Source organism: Fictibacillus arsenicus (assembly GCF_001642935.1).
Lineage (GTDB): Bacteria > Bacillota > Bacilli > Bacillales > Fictibacillaceae > Fictibacillus > Fictibacillus arsenicus_B.
Window position 1 is genome coordinate 2,192,006 of sequence record NZ_CP016761.1, and the last position, 19,217, is coordinate 2,211,222.

Below are 19,217 nucleotides of genomic sequence, written 5' to 3' on the forward strand. Positions count from 1 at the left end.
CTTCAGGATGCTTGCTTTCCGCGGGGCGTGAGGTGAGCCTCCTCAGTGCTTTGCGCCCTTAGGAGTCTCATTTAGAGAAAAACTATAATTAAAGAGGTGGAAACATGAATTTTTTAGAAAAGAAAATCTGTGAAGAAGGAATAGTTTTAGCTCCTACTGTTTTGAAGGTAGATTCTTTCATAAACCATCAGATAGATCCATTGTTCATGCAACAAATCGGCTGTGAAATTGCTAAAAGATATAAAGCAGAAAGAATAACAAAAATTTTAACGATTGAATCCTCAGGTATAGCTCCAGCTGTTTTTGCCGGGTTAGAATTGGATGTTCCAGTAGTATTCGCACGCAAAAAGAAATCATTAACATTAACAGATGGCCTGATTACTTCAAAAGTCTATTCTTTTACGAAGCAAGAAGAAAATGAAATCTCAATAGCTAACAAGTTCCTTAGTGCAGGTGAGCGTGTATTAATCATTGATGATTTCCTAGCTCATGGAGAAGCGGCTCTTGGACTAGCTGAACTTGTTAACAAAGCGGGAGCACTTATCAGCGGTTTCGGAATTGTGATTGAAAAGTCATTCCAGGATGGACGGCAAAAACTTGTTGATAAAGGCTACCGGGTTGAATCAATTGCAAGAATCAGTGAGATGAATGCAAATGGTATCACATTCTTAAAAAGCGAGGTAACGTCATTATGAAAAAAGGAAAAGTGTTTTCACTTGGAATACAGCATGTTCTCGCTATGTATGCTGGGGCAATTATCGTTCCCCTCATTGTAGGCGGAGCTCTTAAACTATCAGCAGAACAACTCGCTTATTTAGTAGCCATTGATCTATTAACTTGTGGTTTAGCAACACTTCTGCAAGTTTGGAATAACCGCTTCTTTGGTGTAGGACTCCCTGTAGTATTAGGGTGTACATTTACCGCAGTTGGACCGATGATCGCTATAGGCGGGCAATATGGAATGAGTGCGATTTATGGGGCGATTATTACAGCAGGACTATTCGTTGTGATATTTGCTAGTGCATTCGGCAAGATTCTTAAGTTGTTTCCGCCAATCGTAACAGGCTCAGTCGTTACCATTATCGGAATCACATTAATTCCAGTCGCAATTAAAGATATGGCAGGCGGTGCAGGCAGCCAAAACTTCGGTTCTCCTCAAAACCTGTTTCTTTCTTTTGGTGTGCTTGGGTTCATTCTGCTGCTTTATCGTTTCTCAAAAGGATTTGTTCGTTCTGTATCCATTCTAGTCGGCTTGGTTGCGGGAACGATTGCAGCGGCTGCTATGGGTTTGGTGAATTTTGGTCCAGTAATGGAAGCTTCATGGGTTCATATGCCAAAACCTTTCTTTTTCGGAGTGCCAACCTTTGAAATCAGTGCAATTATTACGATGATCCTTGTCGCCATTGTAAGTCTAATAGAATCTACAGGTGTATTTATGGCACTCGGTAAAATTTGCGATCGAAATCTGACTCCAAAGGATTTAACAAAAGGATATCGCGGTGAGGGACTTGCTATTATCCTTGGCGGAATATTCAACGCTTTTCCTTATACAACATATTCTCAAAATGTAGGTCTTGTTCAGTTGTCTGGCGTTAAAACAAAGCAAGTGATTTATGTAGCCGGCGGCATGTTAGTGTTCTTAGGATTCATACCAAAAGTTGCTGCCTTAACAACCCTTATTCCAACTCCTGTAATGGGCGGGGCAATGGTAGCTATGTTTGGAATGGTTTTTGCTTCAGGAATCAAAATGCTAAGTGAAGTGAACCTGGCAAAACAAGAAAATCTTCTAATTATCGCATGTTCAGTAGGAATGGGGTTAGGAGTAACAGTTGAACCAGAACTATTCAGCAAGCTTCCAGAAAGCATTCAAATCTTAACAGCGAACGGCATTGTATCAGGGAGCTTAATGGCGATTGTATTAAATTTGTTGTTTAACTCAAGAACGAAAAAAATTTCAGTGCCAAAGTTTCAAAAAAGCAAAAGAGACACAGTGAATTCACAACAAACTATATAATGAATAATTTTGCAGACTATTAAACGTTCCTATTACCGGAAACGTTTTTTATTGTATTTTAGAAGAAAAACGAAAGGCAGTCATTTAGACAAATAAAAAAGAGCGGTTATTATCATAGCTGTATCCAGCTGCCGATATCCGCTCTTTATGTTTAATTTGATTTAATTTATCTTTCTTTGTTTTAGTTTTCTTTGTTGCCATCATTTTGTACATTTCCGAATCAGCGAAAGAGCTTCGATCCGCATTTGGATTACGTTTACCTTCACGGATCATTTTTTCTCTCATTTTTTTAGCTTTTGTCTTTGCCATCGAAATCCTCCTAATAATAAAATAATTCGACTAAAAAAATCATGACGCTTTAAAGAATAATATACCACATTATAATACGTGATTATCGAAGGGATGCAACATATTAATCTAAAAGAATTTAAATGGGTGATAGAGGAGATTATGACAATGATAAAGGTTATGAACCTCCAAATACTGATGTTTTTTAGGATACAAAGGCGTACTTCACTGATATCAGAATACGCCTTTTATGTTTTTTGTTATTGTTTCTTGTTTCGCAGAACGGTAATAAATCCATCTAAAATATCATGACTGACAGAAAATCCTTTGCGTTTATAAAATTCCAGTGCATCATTGTTTCCATTGGATACATAGATAAAGTAATCTTCAATATCGTCAAATCGCTTGATCCATTCCATAGACTTATTAAAGAGTTTAGAACCAATTCCATATTGTCTGTAATCTTCTTTAATATAAAATTGTGAGAGACAGGCTACATTGTCTTTGCTGACAGTAGACATATCAAAGAAAGTGGCGAACTCATTGTCATACGTTTCTTTGGGAGAGATATTGGAATACACATAGGCTACTATCTGATCATCATCTTTAACTACTACAGTATAGTTATGAATAGCTTTATTTACTGAAGGAACAAGCCGTGTTTCATAGTTCATGTTATCGAATAATTCCGGTTTTAAGTATGCTTTCGATTTTTGAAAAACCATGAGTTCATTGCAAAGATCTTTGCAGATTTTGATCTTGTCATCAGGTAGTACTTCATATTTCAGATTCAAAGCTTTCACTCCTTTATTTTTTATAATTCTCTTACTCATCAACTGGTTACGATATAATTTTATTACAATATAAAATGAAAACAAGTATGCAGTAATTTGTGAGTAAGTCATTAAAAACTGAGTAAAGGGGGAAAATCCATGAGCAGTGAAGCATCAAAATACGGAAGAAAAGAAGATTGCCCATTAACCTTTGCTCTGACCTTAATAGGCAGCAAGTGGCGGCTTCCGATTATTTGGGCATTATATCAAGGCAAAACTCTTCGTTACAACGAACTAAAGCGAAGAGTAGATGGAATCACGAATATGGTACTATCTCAGTCTTTAAAAGAAATGGAAAATCAGGGGCTTGTTGTTCGCAAGCAATACATGGAGATTCCGCCACGAGTAGAGTATTCATTAACAAAAGCGGGAGAGGACTTGATTCCATCCTTAGAATCCCTGGCAAAATGGGGTAAGGCTATGCAAAATAAAAGAATAGAAGGTTAGATTTTAATAAAGTCCCTGAAACGGGGACTTTTTTGTTTTTATTATGCTTAAAATTCGTGTTACGAACATATGTTTGGTATAATGTAATTATAAGAACAGAGGAGTTGATTGGGATGCGAAAAAAGAAATGCACCATGAGTATTCCTGAAATCATTAAAATGTACGAAATTGGAAGCAGAACAGAAGAAATAGCCCAGCTAGCAAATGTGTCAGCAAGATATATTAATTCTGTTTTACAAAGTAACAATGTTAAAAGAAGACCTAGAGGAAGTTGGTTAAGACAATACACGATAAATGAAAATTACTTCAAAACCTGGTCTAATAATATGGCATATTTATTAGGCTTTTTTGTTGCAGATGGGAACATGCCACAAGACCTACAACTAATTAGTTTTTCACAGAAGGATCCATTTATTCTGGATGTCATTAAGAAGGAGCTTAACTCCAATCATCCTATCGTAAAAAATAATACAGGAGTAAGCATCTTAAATATTAATAGCAAAATAATGAAAGAGGATCTTATGAATATACATGGACTAACACCCAATAAATCTAAGGATGTTAAAATGCCAGATGTACCTAATGAGTACATGAATCATTTTATAAGGGGATATTTTGATGGCGACGGGCATATTAATTATGAAAAAAGATTAGTATCTTTTGTGGGCGGATCCCTACCATTCATGGAAACACTCCAACTGATATTAGAGAAACAAATGTTTAAACCCCTTAATGAAATACATACATATAATAGATGGCTATTACAAGATAGGATTTTTAAACAAAGAGTAATACTTATACAAAATAAATAATCTTGAATTGTACGTGAACAATTTAGTTCACGTACTTTTTTTGTGTAACTTAAGACAAGGAGGAGAGGAATGAATATTACTATTAGTTAGTTAATTATTTAAAAGAAGTAGACATAATATTTATTATAGGTAGCTATGTAAAATGTATAAAAGTAGGTCTCAAAACTTAAGATTACTTAAGATAGTGAGACGAAATTTGAAAATTGTATTTATATTTAATGTTGTTTCAGTAATCATAAATTCATTTAAATTAAGTTCATTTTATCATCCAGCTAACATACTCTTGAATTATTTTTTATCAGTTATTAATTATATGTTATTTGTTTTGATAATCTTAATTTGTATTTAAATGATCTTCTCTAATTCCTCTCAATTATCGCGTAACTTCGCAGATAAATTAAAACAAATTTCTCTCCATTGATTTATCCCTTTTCAACACGTTCATTAGACCTAATATCATAAAAACATGCACCAAAGACCTTTATTCTGAATAGGATTCGTTGTATAATACTTTAATTCCGATAAATTTTATAGGATTAGGAGGGTTATTTTGGCACATTCATCAGTTAACACACAGATATCTCAATCAAGTAAACGGCATTATACTACGGTTGTAACAGAATTAAGTCCTTTGCAAAAACCATGGGCTGCACTAGGAATTCTCTCAGCGCTAATATTGTTATACTTTATTGTTAATACAGCTAATTGGACTCAGGGAATTCTGTTCATTATAGGTATTTTGCTAGGAAATGCATTGCTATATGCTCGTTTTGGCTTTACTTCTGCATTTAGACGGCTAGTATCCGTTGGTAATGTTCAAGGACTGCAAGCACATATGGTGATGCTGGCAGTTGCATCTATACTTTTTGCTGTAATTTTAAGTACAGGATTTAGCTTTACGGGATCAGCACCTGAAGGAAATGTATCACCAGTGGGAATTAGCATACTATTTGGTGCTTTCCTGTTTGGAATCGGCATGCAGCTAGGAAATGGCTGTGCTTCTGGAACATTGTATTCTTTAGGTGGCGGATCTTCTTCAATGATTCTAACCCTGATTTCTTTTATTGCAGGTTCTGTTATAGGCGCATATCATTTCACATTCTGGATGGGATTGCCTTCCCTTCCTCCAATCGCATTTAACCAGATACCTGGATTTGGCTATTTGGGTGCATTGGTATTCCAGTTAGCATTGTTTGGTTTAATCTATTGGATCACGGTTCAAATTGCTAAAAGGAAAAATCCGCCGATGATGAAACCACTGCCGACAACTGTGGGCTGGAAAAAGGTATTGCGCGGATCATGGCCGCTGTTTACGGCAGCAATTGTTTTAGCAGTATTGAATGCAGTAACTTTAGCGGTTAAAGGAAGTCCTTGGGGTATCACTTCAGCATTTGCACTATGGGGTTCAAAAGCGTTGATGGCAACTGGAGTTGATGTATCAAGCTGGGGTTATTTCGCTGGAAGCAAAGGTGATGCTTTAACAAAAAGTGTTCTTACAGATGCAACGAGTGTAATGAACTTTGGAATTATATTAGGAGCTTTTATATCTGCTGCTTTTCAAGGAACATTTAAGCCTGGCAAAATTAAACCAGGAATTGCGGGAGCTTCTATTATTGGTGGTTTATTGATGGGCTACGGTGCGCGTTTAGCATTTGGCTGCAACATCGGTGCTTACTTCAGCGGAATTGCGTCCTTTAGCCTTCACGGCTGGGTTTGGGGAATAATGGCGATGGCAGGAACATTCTTAGCCCTATTTATTCGTCCGTTATTTGGATTAAAAAACCCAAAATCAAATGATTCTGTTTGTTAAAAGAAAAAGCTAGTGGCTGGATATTTACATCTCCTCACCACTAGCTTTTATTTATATACCTTACTTAATACAATTGATCTTTCATACAGCAATAATCCTAATTCACCCATTATTCGTTTTGGTTCATCTCGATTCGGTACGTTTTTACCAAGTGCGGTAATAGCAAAGGTTTGCCCTGGCAAATAAAACAATCCTGCATTATGTTCAACACCTGGTACATAACCTGTTTTATGCGCCATTTCCCAAATCGGAATCGTTCCGATAACACCGTCATTTTCAGGAAGAAGACTTGGCAGTAAACCATTCATCTTTTGCTGCTTCATAATATCTACCATTTTGCTGCAAACACTCATGGATACGATATTGCCCATAGCTATATTTCTTAGAAAATTATTGATTTCCTTTGCTGTTATTAAATTTGATTCATTATGTTTCCTCGATGGTTTAATTTGAAGTTTATGACGAAATTGGGTTGTCTTAAAGCCCCAAATTGTCATGTACAGCTGAATGTTCTCAACTCCTATCAAATCGATTAAAAGGTTTGTAGCTGTATTATCACTTTCAATGATCATCAGTACCACAAGATCATGAATCGTCCATTCCATACCTGGTGATAAATTCTTCAAAATACCGTCACCTGAAACAATATCTTCTGATCGTATTTGAATTTTATCAGATAATGAACGTTTCCCTTCAGCCACTTGAGCAAACACCGCTGACATGATGGGTAATTTAATGATGCTAGCCGCATAGAATTCCTCATTCTGATTATGTGAAAACTCTTCTTCTGTTTCGAAGTGATAAATCGAAACCCCATATACTCCTTTTCCAGAAGAAATCAAATGCAAAAGATCATTCTCTATCAATTTCAGCATATCCGCTTACCTTCTTTCTTTAATAATGAAATGTGTTTATTTACCTATGATTAAATTACTTAATTCGTCGCATTTACAATGAAAGTTTTTAAAAATAGACTGATAGCGTTAAGTAACTTAAGTGGTAAAGGAGCGAAAAAAATGAAAAAGCAAATATGTATAGTCGGAAGCGGTACATCGGGTTTGCAGCTTGCTTACGCACTTAAAGAAGATTTCGTTGTTACAGTCATTCACGCTAGCTCTGCGGAAAAAATCCGTTCAGGACGTGTCATGTCTACTCAAGTACATTTTGGTACAACACGAGCACGGGAAAGCAGATTTCATATGCCAAAATGGGATGATAGTAATCCACTGAAGAGTATTCATATCACAATCGGAACTCAAAAATTATTTACAGGGATGTTAAAAGAAGATGCATTGTCTGTAGATCAGCGACTTTATTATTCCGCGTGTATGAACGACCTTGAATCAAATGGGGTTACATTTCGTCAGTTTAAATTAACTACTGAGTACTTAGAGCAGTTAGTAGATGATTATGACCTAGTGATTGACTGTACAGGAAAATCAGGCCCTCTCTTCCCTTTCCCTATTATTAGTGAACTTTCCCCATTTGATATGCCCCAGCGAAAATGCATCACTGGCTACTTTTTAGGGATTAAACCTAATGTACCTTTAGGTGTAAATGTAACTGTACTTCCTGAAACCGGTGAAATGTTTGAAATTCCCGCCGTTACAGAACAAGGCCCTGTCACGATACTATTCATTATGGCTGTGCCAGACAAAGAACTAGATACTTTTAAAGGTGTCAAGGACCATATTGAATTCACTATGCAAATGAAACAATCTGTTCAAAAATTCTTCCCTGAGATATACAGACGAATGAATATAGAGGAATTCGCTTTAACGGATGAGAATGCCTTCCTTCAAGTTGCAATTAATCCGGAAATTCGAAAGCCTTATCTAACCTTTAATGATAAACTCATTGTTGGATGCGGTGACAGTGTTTTTCTTAATGATCCTATCACTGGTCAGGGCTGTAATCTCTCATCTTATTGTGCAGAGCAGTTATATGAAACCCTGATTGATTATAAACATGACAAATGGGATGAAAACCTAGGTGAAACATATTGGGATCGAACAAAAGAATATGTAAAAGAAGTCACTGAATGGACAAACGCAATGACACAGCCCCTTCCACAGCATGTCGTTCAATTATTAATGAATGGTGCAAAGAATCAGGAACAAGCTGATCGTATAGCGGAGTGGTTTGCTGATCCAAAATCAGCTCATGAAGCCTTTTTCCAAAAACAAGGATCTAATTAAACACAAAAAAGCACCCTGTGAAGGTGCTTTCAGAACGTAGACAAACCCCATCTCAAATTGATTTGAGATGGGGTTTGTTCATTTTTTCTAGGTTTTCCAAAGGAATTCTAGCTTAACTTACACTGGACATGGACCTCGCCATGTCCAGTTTGCCAGTTTTTTAAGATTCATGGCAGCGAAAGTAAGCATCGCGTGCGCGGAAACTTTTTTAAGCCCTCTCAGCTTCGTCCAACGCATACCATGCTTTTCTTTTGCATCAGCGAAGACACGTTCAATCGTTTCTTTTCGCTGTGCATATATTTTTTTATTCTCCTCCGTATGACGAAGGTGATCGGCTTCCTCCAAGTACTCCTCCCAGATGTGCCGGTGGATCATCTTGATGTGCTGTTTACTCTGCGTACATTGAGAAAGCAAAGGACACTGTTTGCACTTCAAAGGATTGGAAGCGTATTGACGATAGCCCTCGCGGGTCGTCGTTCTATAGGGTAACGTTTCGCCTTGCGGACATATGTATTGATCGTAATGTTCATCGTAAACATATTCGTACTTCTTCATGTATCCATCTTTGGTTTTCGGTCGTGTGTAAGGCATTACTGGGCGAATTTCCTGGTCCATCAAAAACTTGGCAATCGGCGGTGTTTTATATCCTGCATCTACAGCTAAGGCGTTCGGTTTTCCTACGTTTTCTAACAACTGATTTACAAGTGGCTCGAGCATTCTACTGTCATGAACATTGGCTCCGGTGACGAGACTTCCAAGAATAAAACCTCTTGAATCACTGGCGGTGTGAAAAGAGTACGCAAACAGCTTTTCCCGTTCGTCCTTTACATAGTAGCCACTCTCCGGATCCGTAGTGCTCACTTTAACTTCTTTCGTATCTTCTTTTGTTTGAGGGGTTAGTGCTTTTTTCCGTGTGCCTCACGGTCGATATTGATTTCTTCTTCAAGTTTGTTTTGATAGCTGCGCGTTTCCACACGTACTATCTTCTTATCAAACTTCTTCTTATTGGCATTGGCTTTCACATGCGTGGAATCGATAAAAGCAATAGTGGGATCAACCAGACCATAATTCGTAGCTTCACGTAGAATCCGATAGAAGATCTGTTCGAAAAGATCACTATCATGGAAACGACGTGCGTAATTCTTCCCGAACGTTGAAAAATGAGGTATCTTCTCGCTGAAGTCATAGCCTAAAAACCAACGATAAGCGACATTCGTTTCAATCTCTTTTATCGTTTGGCGCATTGATCGAATACCAAATAAATATTGAAGGAGCACCATTTTGACTAAAACAACAGGGTCCACGCTCGGTCTGCCATTATCCAAAGAATATGTATGTTTTACGGCATCATAAATAAAGTCAAAATCCATGACTTGATCAATTTTTCGTACCAAATGATCCTGAGGTACAAGCTCGTCAAGAGCTGCTAGAGTAACTTGGTGACGTCCTTCAGTAGAATGCTTAGATAACATGTAAATTTCTCCCCTCAAACATTATCTAATTTAATTCTACAATAAAAAAAGCTTGTAGACATCTGACTTTGTCTACAAGCTGAGAGGTCTCTTCTTATAAGAGACCTCTCAGAACGTAGACAAACCCCATCTCAAATTGATTTGAGATGGGGTTTGTTCATTTTTTCTAGGTTTTCCAAAGGAATTCTAGCTTAACTTACACTGGACATGGACCTCGCCATGTCCAGTTTGCCAGTTTTTTAAGATTCATGGCAGCGAAAGTAAGCATCGCGTGCGCGGAAACTTTTTTAAGCCCTCTCAGCTTCGTCCAACGCATACCATGCTTTTCTTTTGCATCAGCGAAGACACGTTCAATCGTTTCTTTTCGCTGTGCATATATTTTTTTATTCTCCTCCGTATGACGAAGGTGATCGGCTTCCTCCAAGTACTCCTCCCAGATGTGCCGGTGGATCATCTTGATGTGCTGTTTACTCTGCGTACATTGAGAAAGCAAAGGACACTGTTTGCACTTCAAAGGATTGGAAGCGTATTGACGATAGCCCTCGCGGGTCGTCGTTCTATAGGGTAACGTTTCGCCTTGCGGACATATGTATTGATCGTAATGTTCATCGTAAACATATTCGTACTTCTTCATGTATCCATCTTTGGTTTTCGGTCGTGTGTAAGGCATTACTGGGCGAATTTCCTGGTCCATCAAAAACTTGGCAATCGGCGGTGTTTTATATCCTGCATCTACAGCTAAGGCGTTCGGTTTTCCTACGTTTTCTAACAACTGATTTACAAGTGGCTCGAGCATTCTACTGTCATGAACATTGGCTCCGGTGACGAGACTTCCAAGAATAAAACCTCTTGAATCACTGGCGGTGTGAAAAGAGTACGCAAACAGCTTTTCCCGTTCGTCCTTTACATAGTAGCCACTCTCCGGATCCGTAGTGCTCACTTTAACTTCTTTCGTATCTTCTTTTGTTTGAGGGGTTAGTGCTTTTTTCCGTGTGCCTCACGGTCGATATTGATTTCTTCTTCAAGTTTGTTTTGATAGCTGCGCGTTTCCACACGTACTATCTTCTTATCAAACTTCTTCTTATTGGCATTGGCTTTCACATGCGTGGAATCGATAAAAGCAATAGTGGGATCAACCAGACCATAATTCGTAGCTTCACGTAGAATCCGATAGAAGATCTGTTCGAAAAGATCACTATCATGGAAACGACGTGCGTAATTCTTCCCGAACGTTGAAAAATGAGGTATCTTCTCGCTGAAGTCATAGCCTAAAAACCAACGATAAGCGACATTCGTTTCAATCTCTTTTATCGTTTGGCGCATTGATCGAATACCAAATAAATATTGAAGGAGCACCATTTTGACTAAAACAACAGGGTCCACGCTCGGTCTGCCATTATCCAAAGAATATGTATGTTTTACGGCATCATAAATAAAGTCAAAATCCATGACTTGATCAATTTTTCGTACCAAATGATCCTGAGGTACAAGCTCGTCAAGAGCTGCTAGAGTAACTTGGTGACGTCCTTCAGTAGAATGCTTAGATAACATGTAAATTTCTCCCCTCAAACATTATCTAATTTAATTCTACAATAAAAAAAGCTTGTAGACATCTGACTTTGTCTACAAGCTGAAAGCACCCTGTGAAGGTGCTTTTTCTTTTTATACCTTTTAACTTAACACGTTGAAATATCTGGCTTCTGGGTGCGCAAATACTATAGCAGATACGGAGGCTTCGGGTTCCATCATACAGCCATCTGTTAACTGTATGCCGATATCTTCCGGTTGAATCAGTTTGAATAACTTTTCCTGATCTTCAAGTTCTGGGCATGCAGGATAGCCAAATGAAAACCGCTGCCCCTGATAGCGTGCTGAAAACCGCTCTCTCATTGTAAAATCAACGGAATCAGGAAATCCCCAGCGGTCACGCATTTGCTGATGAACGAGCTCTGCGAAACCTTCAGCAGTTTCAAGTGCCAATGCTTGAAGAGCGTGACTCTCTAAAAAACGTCCCTGCTCTTTCATGTCAGCAGCAAGCTCTCTTATGCCTGTACCCGCAGTTACAGAAAACAAGCCAACATAATCCATTTCCCCGCTATCTATTGACTTAAGGTAATCTGCTATACAGAGATGTGGCTCTTTGGACTGTCTTGGAAAATCAAATTTCTCAATAATTGTTTGATGATCTACAGGATCGTAAATCAAAACACTGTCTCCATCAGATTGTGCTGGAAAGAACTGATACATCGCAGAAGGATTTATTAAGTCTTTTTCTTTTGCCTCAGTTAACAACGTATCAACGATTGACTTGATATGAAGTGTCTTCTCGTCTTTTTCCTCAAGCAATCGTGATATCTTTCCTTTAACGCCAAGGTGATGACCTAAAAGCATCTGTAAATTAATATATGGCTGAATGTGAGACAAGGAATAGTTTCTTAAAATATGCCTTTTTGTGTCACTTGGTATAAAAACCGGTGCTTTTTGTGATACGCTTGATCTTAATTTAACAGCCGTTGCAGTTGCAGTACCTCCATCGGATCGTCCAGAATCTAATACTATCGTTCTCTTTCTTTCACTAAAATCAGCCGCGAGCTTTTCATGATCCTCAGGAGTTTGAAGTTGATTTGCAAGTGATAAGCCTTCCATTGCATCTTTTGCGTACAGAACCATCCCATCATATTCCTTAGAGATTTTCGTATCGGTAAATTTTCTGGATAAAGCGGCGCCTCCAACTAAAATCGGTGTGGAAATACTCGCTTCACGCATGTCATTAGCAGTTAAAACCATTTGTTGAGCTGATTTTACCAACAAACCTGACAACCCGATAATATCAGGTTTGTTCTTCTTTACAGCCTCAATCAATTCAAGCGGGGCGATTTTAATGCCTAAATCTATAACTTGGAATCCGTTGTTGCTTAATATAATGTCTACCAGGTTTTTCCCAATATCATGAACATCACCTTTGACGGTTGCGAGCAATACCTTTCCTTTAGATGATGAATTATCGTTACTCTCCATGTATGGTTCTAAAAATGCTACGGACGCTTTCATTACTTCTGCACTTTGAAGAACTTCAGCAACGATAAGCTGATTTTCGTTAAATAATCTTCCTACTTCTTTCATGCCATCCATGAGCGGTCCGTTTATAATTTTTAGAGGTGCAGAGTATTGCTTTAATGCCAATTCTAAATCGGGAATTAACCCTTCCTTAGTTCCTTCTAAAATGTAGTATTGCAGCCGCTCTTCTAACGTCATGTCAGGTAGCTTCGATTTCGTTTCTTTCTTTTTCCCTCGATAAAATTCAGTAAAGATTGCCAATGCCTCATCAGTTGTTTTAAATAACAGGTTTTCCGCCATATCGATCTCGTCTTTAGAAATAAAAGCAAATCGTTCTAGTTTCTCTGTGTTTACAATCGCATAATCTAGTCCCGCTTGTGTGCAGTGGTAGAGATATACGGCATTTAATACTTCCCGACCCACAGGTGGAAGTCCAAATGACACGTTGCTCACACCGAGAATCGTGAGACATTGAGGAAAACTCTCTTTAATCAGCCGGATTCCATCAACCGTTGCATTTGCTGAACCGATATACTGTTCGTCACCAGTTCCTACAGGAAAAACGAGGGGGTCAAATATGATATCCGAAGGTGAGACTTTATATTTTTCCACCAAAAGCTGATACGACTTTGTTGCAATTTCAAGCTTTCGTTCTGCTGAAACACCCATTCCTTTTTCATCGATGGTTCCTACTACAACTGCGGCTCCATACTTATGCAGAAGCGGAATCACTTTTTCAAATCGTTCTTCTCCGTCTTCAAGGTTAATAGAATTAATGATAGCTTTACCTTGTGAATATTTTAAAGCTAGCTCAATAACATCTTCATCAGTTGAGTCGATTACGAAAGGAATCTTTACCTTCTTAACTGCTTCTTTCATGAACTCTTCCATGTCATTTCGTTCATCTCTGTCTGGATCTGCTAAGCATACATCCAGTACATGTGCACCGCCTTTTACTTGAGCCCTTGCGATTTCAGCGGCTTCCTCAAACTTCTTCTCTGCAATAAGCCTCTTAAACTTTCTTGAGCCAATGACATTCGTACGCTCACCGACCATGATCGGCCTTAAAGTTGGGTCATCATAAATGAAAGGTTCAATTCCTGAGACCATATGCGTTTCATTCGTTTGAATCGATCGTGGTGAATAATTCTTCATTACTTTTGCTAATGCTTCTATATGTTTAGGCGTTGTTCCGCAGCAGCCTCCAACAATATTAAGCCAACCTTTTTCTGCAAATCCCGACAATTTAGCTGCTAAACTTTCGGGAGTCTCATGATAATTTCCTTCTTCATCCGGCAGCCCTGCATTCGGGTAACAGCTGACTGCAGATGTTGATAGATCTGAAAGTGAGCGGATATGGTCTTGCATAAATTCAGGTCCAGTTGCACAGTTTAAGCCAACTGCTAACGGATTCATGTGTTTTAATGAAATATAAAACGCTTCAATCGATTGACCAGCTAATGTTGTTCCCATCGGTTCGATGGTTCCTGATACCATGAGGGGAATTCTTTTTCCAGTTTGCTCAATCGCTTGTTTGATTCCTAAAAAACCTGCTTTTACATTAAGCATATCTTGACTTGTTTCTAATAGGAGCAGATCTGCACCGCCGTCGATCAGTCCTCTTGCTTGTTCTGCATAAGCTTCCTTTAACGCATCAAATGTCGTACCGCCAGTAACGCTTAATGTTTTCGTTGTTGGCCCCATAGATCCCGCAACAAAACGCGGCCATTTTTCGGAAGAAACTGCATCAGCTGCTTTTCTCGCAATTTCCGCTCCTAACTTATTAATCTCATAAGCTCGTACGCCAAGATCATACTCGTCTAAAACAAGATTAGTTCCCCCAAAGGTATTCGTTTCAATGATATCTGCGCCAGCTTGCAGATACGTTAAGTGAATGGATTCAATAACATCTGGTGCTGTTACATTTAAATATTCATTACACCCGTCATATTCCTCGCCGCCAAAATCTTCTGCTGTGAGCTTTGCTTCTTGAAGCATCGTCCCCATTGCGCCATCCATAATTAATATTCTCTTTTTCAGCTGACCTTCTATTGATGTCTTAGGCATTTTGCGACCTCCTTGCTAACAGGGATGGATGATTCATTCGTGCATATTTGGCTAACTCAACAGTTAGTTCATAACGCATAAATGGAGTGATGAGATAAATACCATTAAAAAGATCCATAGCTGTATCCAAAAGTGACTTTGCTATATTTAAGCCTTCAACGCTTGCTTGTTTAGGACTTTCTTTAAATTTCCCCATTTGTTCACGTACAGAGTCAGATAATTTTATCCCTGGCACTTCATGATGAAGAAATTCAGCATTTTGCGAACTCGTTAATGGCATTATTCCTATATAGATCGGTTTATCAATGTGTTTGGTGGCTTCATAGGTTTCAATTAGCTTTTCCTCTGAAAAAATAGGCTGACTTATAAAATAGTCTGCACCGTATTCAATCTTCTTTTCTAAACGTTCAACAGCTTTATCAATTAACCTGATATTTGGATTAAAAGCTGCTCCTACACTAAAAGAAGTTTTTTCTCCTAGTTCTTTTCCTGATAATGATAATCCTTGATTAAACTGCTTAATGAGTTTGATCAGTTCGAATGAAGTGACATCATAAACAGATGATGCACCAGGAAAATCACCGACACTTGCTGGATCTCCAGTTACAGCTAATATTTCACGTATTCCTTGTGTATGAAGACCCATTAAGTGTGATTGAAGTCCGATTAAATTCCGGTCGCGGCACGTAATATGAACGAGCGGCCGAAGATTTAATTCTGACTGAACAATCGATCCTAATGCTGAGTTGCATATTCGTGGAGATGCAAGAGAATTATCAGCCAGTGTCAGAGCATCGATTCCCGCTTCTTTTAAAGCCTTCGCACCCTCCATAAATCCAGACGTATCAAGCTTGCGAGGCGGGTCCAATTCAACAATGATGGATTGTTTCTTCTTTACTTCTTCACAAAGCGGAACATACATAGACTTTGAAGCAGACTGAATTACAATATCTCTTTGTCTTTGTTTTACTTCTTTTTCTTTTACAGGCTGCAGGTTCTTAAGTTCATTCGAAAAAGCACGTATGTGTTCAGGTGTTGTACCGCAGCAGCCTCCTAGAACACTGACACCTTGCTCTCTGAACAGATGAGCACATTCTTTAAAATACTCAGCATCACTCTCATATTGGAACTTTCCATCTGAATATGAAGGCAGTGAGGCATTCGGAAACGCAGATATAAATGCTTTTTTAGGAATCGGTACTTCCTCAAGTGTCTTCAGCATGTGATAAGGACCTAACCGGCAATTTAATCCCACTACATCCGCACCGATTTCCTCAAGACGCAACAGAGCTTCTGAAATTGGGGTTCGGTCTTGCAGAAAACCTATTTCCTGAAGGGAAACTTGAGCAATCATTGGAAGAGACGTTTCTTTTCTAGCAATTTCTAATACGGTTTCGAGTTCTTGCAGATCGTAATACGTTTCCAGCTGTATACCGTCTACGTTTTCCATGAGTAAACAATAGAGCTGTTCACGAAAACTGCGTTTAATTTCATCAAGCGAAATACTGTTTGGTTTAATGCCGCGGATTCCGCCAATGGTTCCTACAACATATTCGTTTTTGGCAGCTCTTCTCGCAATTTGAACAGCTGCTTTGTTGATTTCTTTTACCTGATCTTGGAGGCCATAACGTTCTAGCTTTGAATAGTTGGCTGCATACGTATTTGTTTGAATGATGTCAGCGCCAGCATTTAGATAAGCCCGGTGAATATTATAGATTTGTTCCGGTTGCGAAAGATTTAATTCTTCGTAACAAAAATCCGAGCCGTATGAATACAGAAGCGTACCCATAGCACCGTCGCCGATTAAAATTTTGTTATGTTTTAAATCAGTTACTAAGCTCATGTCAGCCTCCTTATATAAAATAAAAAGCCTTCTAGAAAGAAGACTTTTTTCAGCGTTTGGTCTTCTTATCTTTACAAGTCATTATGTGGACTCGCAGGAATTAGCACCTTTTCAGCTTTACGCTGCTGGTTGCTGAGGTTTCATAGGGCCGCTCCCTCAACCTCTCTTGATAAGGGTTTTATTCAATTATGGTTACTTAACTAGGTTACGAACTTTTTGTTCAACAATGTCTTTTTATATCCGTAACGTTTGTTCACATCGTGTAAAAAGACAGGATCTGTGAGTTCCGTCAATAAAGCTTTCCTTTTTATTTTCGGAATTTCATTCTTAATGATTGTTCTGCATTCAAACAAAAACTCCAAATAAGATTCATAGTCTTTACTGTACATTTGCTGAAGTTCTTTTTTTATTAAGATAGACAAGCTGGGACTAGCCCCAGAGGTTGAAACTGAGAGTACTAGTTTACCTCTTCTGACAACGCTTGGAATGATAAAATTGCCTAATTGTGTCTGGTCTGCTACATTAATAAGCTGGTTCTCATTCACTTTATTAGCAATCTCAGCATTCACTTCGTTTAAATTAGTCGCTGCGACAATAAGAAAGGCTTTCTCGAAATCGTTACTCTTAACCTCTCTAGAAATCCAAGTGAGTTTACTTTGTTCATGTAATTCCTGAATCTCTTTAACTGCATCAATACTAATGACAGTTATTATTGCTTTTTCTTTCAGCAGATCTCTTATTTTTCGGTAAGCAACAGGACCGCCTCCTGCTACAACAACTTCTTTACCGGATAGGTCTACGTGTATAGGGTACATAATATACCTCACTTTTTAAAATATTGCAAATTCTTTTGTTTGAAGTGTCTCATTTATCCGAGTCAGTAATACCTCTTTTAATATAGGATGAAAGCCAAGCGTCTCGCATAGGATTATTTCTTGTTGTGAATGTTCCACATATCGTTTTATTGTAAGCTTCATTCCATTTATTAATAGACCTGAAAACAAGAGATAAGGAACAACAATTACTTGATCGTATGTTTGTTTACTGTTCCATAATACTTCTTCAAAACTTGGAGATGAACCGGTTAGAAAACAGGCTTGAATACTAGGTATGCCATAATGTTGCTGAAGATTAAATGCAATTTTCTCTAAATCCCGCTTTACATCTCGATCTCTGCTTCCTCTTCCAACCAATAAAAGGTGTGAGTTCTTACTTACACTAGAAACTCGTTTTGTGATTTTTTCCCACAATAAATGAGAAGTGGCTTCGTGTACGCCGAATGCGCGGCCATACTTAACTTCAATTTGAGGATATTGGATTTGCAATTGTCGCAGTTCTTTTGGAATGTCTATCTTTACATGATTAGCCGTCAATAAAAACACAGGAACAACATAGATGCTCGTAGCACCTTTTTGTATGCATGTTATAAAACCTTGCGGGATGGACGGTGCAGCAAGTTCTAAAAAACAGACCTCTTTGATTGGAACATCAACTGAAGCCATGCATTGCTTTACGAATTCTTCTGCTTCGATCCGGCCTTTTTGCAGCCGAGTACCATGACAGACAAAAAGCAAAGCATTCATCTAAAACGCCTCACTGATGGCTGCAAGTTTTATAGGTTCTTCATGCAGCTGTTCAAACCACTTAAGTTCGTCACGGAGTCGCACCACTTCTCCAACAACGATCATGCTCGGATTTTCAATTCTTTCACGCAATACAATATCTTCAATGGTTTCTAATGTTCCTGTTACGGTTCTCTGATTTTCTAACGATCCCCATTGGACTAGTGCCACCGGAGTGTCTTTGTTTTTCCCGTGTTTTGTCAGCTGTTCACAGATATAGGGAAGGTTACCTACACCCATGTAGATCGCTAATGTATCAATTCCTTTTGCTAAACTGTCCCATTTCAACTCTTCTTCTTCACCCTTTTTCCTGTGACCAGTAACAATCGCGTAACTTGAAGAGATGTTTCGATGTGTGACTGGAATACCAGCATATGCAGGTGCTGCAATTCCTGATGTGATGCCAGGTACTACTTCAAATTCTATACGGCTTTTTGAAAGTGTTTCTGCTTCCTCTCCGCCTCTTCCGAAGACGAATGGATCGCCGCCTTTAAGACGGGTTACTGTTTTGCCTTTTTGAGCGTGCTTTACTAAAAAGCTGTTGATTGTTTCTTGTTTCATGGAATGGTAGTTTGGCAGTTTGCCGCAATAGATAAGATCACACTCTGGTTTTGCATGAGCTAAAAGTTCCTTATTCACTAATCGGTCATATAAAATCACGTCTGCTTCCTGTATGCAGCGCAAGCCTTTTACAGTAATTAACCCTGGATCACCTGGGCCGGCTCCGACAAGATAAACTTTTCCCATCATCATC

The 19,217-nt window shown here is 38.6% G+C and carries 14 protein-coding genes, 2 pseudogenes and 1 riboswitch; of the genes and pseudogenes, 6 read left to right on the forward strand and 10 right to left on the reverse strand.

Translation table 11 applies throughout. The annotated features are described in order from the left end of the window. Positions 1-104 precede the first annotated feature (104 nt). The gene (locus tag ABE41_RS11295; RefSeq protein WP_066290209.1) at positions 105-695 is read left to right on the forward strand and encodes a xanthine phosphoribosyltransferase; all 591 of its coding nucleotides are present in this window, start codon (positions 105-107) and stop codon (positions 693-695) included. Next, the gene (locus ABE41_RS11300; RefSeq protein ID WP_083207775.1) at positions 692-2,014 is read left to right on the forward strand and encodes a nucleobase:cation symporter-2 family protein; all 1,323 of its coding nucleotides are present in this window, start codon (positions 692-694) and stop codon (positions 2,012-2,014) included. Before ABE41_RS11295 ends, ABE41_RS11300 begins: the two co-directional genes overlap by 4 nt. Before the next feature lie 84 nt (positions 2,015-2,098). Here ABE41_RS11300 and ABE41_RS11305 read toward each other — a convergent pair whose 3' ends face one another. Further along, positions 2,099-2,323, reverse strand: a complete 225-nt coding sequence (locus tag ABE41_RS11305) for a hypothetical protein (RefSeq protein WP_066290211.1) — start codon at positions 2,321-2,323, stop codon at positions 2,099-2,101. A gap of 239 nt (positions 2,324-2,562) precedes the next feature. After that, positions 2,563-3,105, reverse strand: coding sequence for a GNAT family N-acetyltransferase (locus tag ABE41_RS11310; protein ID WP_253805323.1), 543 nt, complete (start codon positions 3,103-3,105; stop codon positions 2,563-2,565). Between the two features lie 129 nt (positions 3,106-3,234). Here ABE41_RS11310 and ABE41_RS11315 point away from each other — a divergent pair, with 129 nt between their 5' ends. From ABE41_RS11315 to ABE41_RS11325, 3 genes are all read left to right on the forward strand, one after another. Next, complete coding sequence (locus tag ABE41_RS11315; RefSeq protein ID WP_066290216.1) at positions 3,235-3,582, forward strand: winged helix-turn-helix transcriptional regulator; 348 nt, start codon at positions 3,235-3,237, stop codon at positions 3,580-3,582. 113 nt (positions 3,583-3,695) lie between these two features. Next, entirely contained in the window at positions 3,696-4,394 is a 699-nt protein-coding gene (locus ABE41_RS11320; RefSeq protein WP_066290217.1) for an LAGLIDADG family homing endonuclease, read from the forward strand. A gap of 550 nt (positions 4,395-4,944) precedes the next feature. Then, entirely contained in the window at positions 4,945-6,204 is a 1,260-nt protein-coding gene (locus ABE41_RS11325) for a YeeE/YedE family protein (RefSeq protein ID WP_253805325.1), read from the forward strand. 47 nt (positions 6,205-6,251) lie between these two features. Here the strand turns inward: ABE41_RS11325 and ABE41_RS11330 are convergent, their stop codons facing one another. Then, positions 6,252-7,079: a serine hydrolase gene (locus ABE41_RS11330; protein ID WP_066290225.1), complete on the reverse strand. Its 828-nt coding sequence runs from the start codon at positions 7,077-7,079 to the stop codon at positions 6,252-6,254. 141 nt (positions 7,080-7,220) lie between these two features. On the opposite strand from ABE41_RS11330, the gene ABE41_RS11335 reads away from it, so the two are divergent. Next, positions 7,221-8,402, forward strand: coding sequence for a styrene monooxygenase/indole monooxygenase family protein (locus ABE41_RS11335; protein ID WP_066290229.1), 1,182 nt, complete (start codon positions 7,221-7,223; stop codon positions 8,400-8,402). 117 nt (positions 8,403-8,519) lie between these two features. On the opposite strand, the pseudogene ABE41_RS11340 reads toward ABE41_RS11335, so the two are convergent. The 7 genes and pseudogenes from ABE41_RS11340 to cobA all read right to left on the reverse strand — a co-directional run bounded on the left by ABE41_RS11340 (position 8,520) and on the right by cobA (position 19,210). Next, positions 8,520-9,874: pseudogene (locus tag ABE41_RS11340) on the reverse strand (IS1182 family transposase). A gap of 196 nt (positions 9,875-10,070) precedes the next feature. Beyond that, positions 10,071-11,425, reverse strand: a pseudogene (locus tag ABE41_RS11345) (IS1182 family transposase). Between the two features lie 120 nt (positions 11,426-11,545). Then, positions 11,546-14,998, reverse strand: coding sequence for a methionine synthase (metH, locus tag ABE41_RS11350; RefSeq protein ID WP_066290234.1), 3,453 nt, complete (start codon positions 14,996-14,998; stop codon positions 11,546-11,548). Then, positions 14,991-16,841, reverse strand: coding sequence for a bifunctional homocysteine S-methyltransferase/methylenetetrahydrofolate reductase (locus ABE41_RS11355; protein ID WP_066294804.1), 1,851 nt, complete (start codon positions 16,839-16,841; stop codon positions 14,991-14,993). The genes metH and ABE41_RS11355 overlap by 8 nt, the downstream gene beginning before the upstream one ends. A 62-nt stretch (positions 16,842-16,903) precedes the next feature. Then, positions 16,904-17,017: riboswitch (SAM riboswitch) on the reverse strand. Positions 17,018-17,041: 24 nt separating this feature from the next. Then, positions 17,042-17,656: a precorrin-2 dehydrogenase/sirohydrochlorin ferrochelatase family protein gene (locus tag ABE41_RS11360; RefSeq protein ID WP_066290236.1), complete on the reverse strand. Its 615-nt coding sequence runs from the start codon at positions 17,654-17,656 to the stop codon at positions 17,042-17,044. A gap of 15 nt (positions 17,657-17,671) precedes the next feature. Continuing rightward, entirely contained in the window at positions 17,672-18,424 is a 753-nt protein-coding gene (locus ABE41_RS11365; RefSeq protein ID WP_066290237.1) for a sirohydrochlorin chelatase, read from the reverse strand. After that, positions 18,425-19,210, reverse strand: coding sequence for a uroporphyrinogen-III C-methyltransferase (gene cobA / locus ABE41_RS11370; protein WP_066290243.1), 786 nt, complete (start codon positions 19,208-19,210; stop codon positions 18,425-18,427). Between the last annotated feature and the right edge of the window lie 7 nt (positions 19,211-19,217).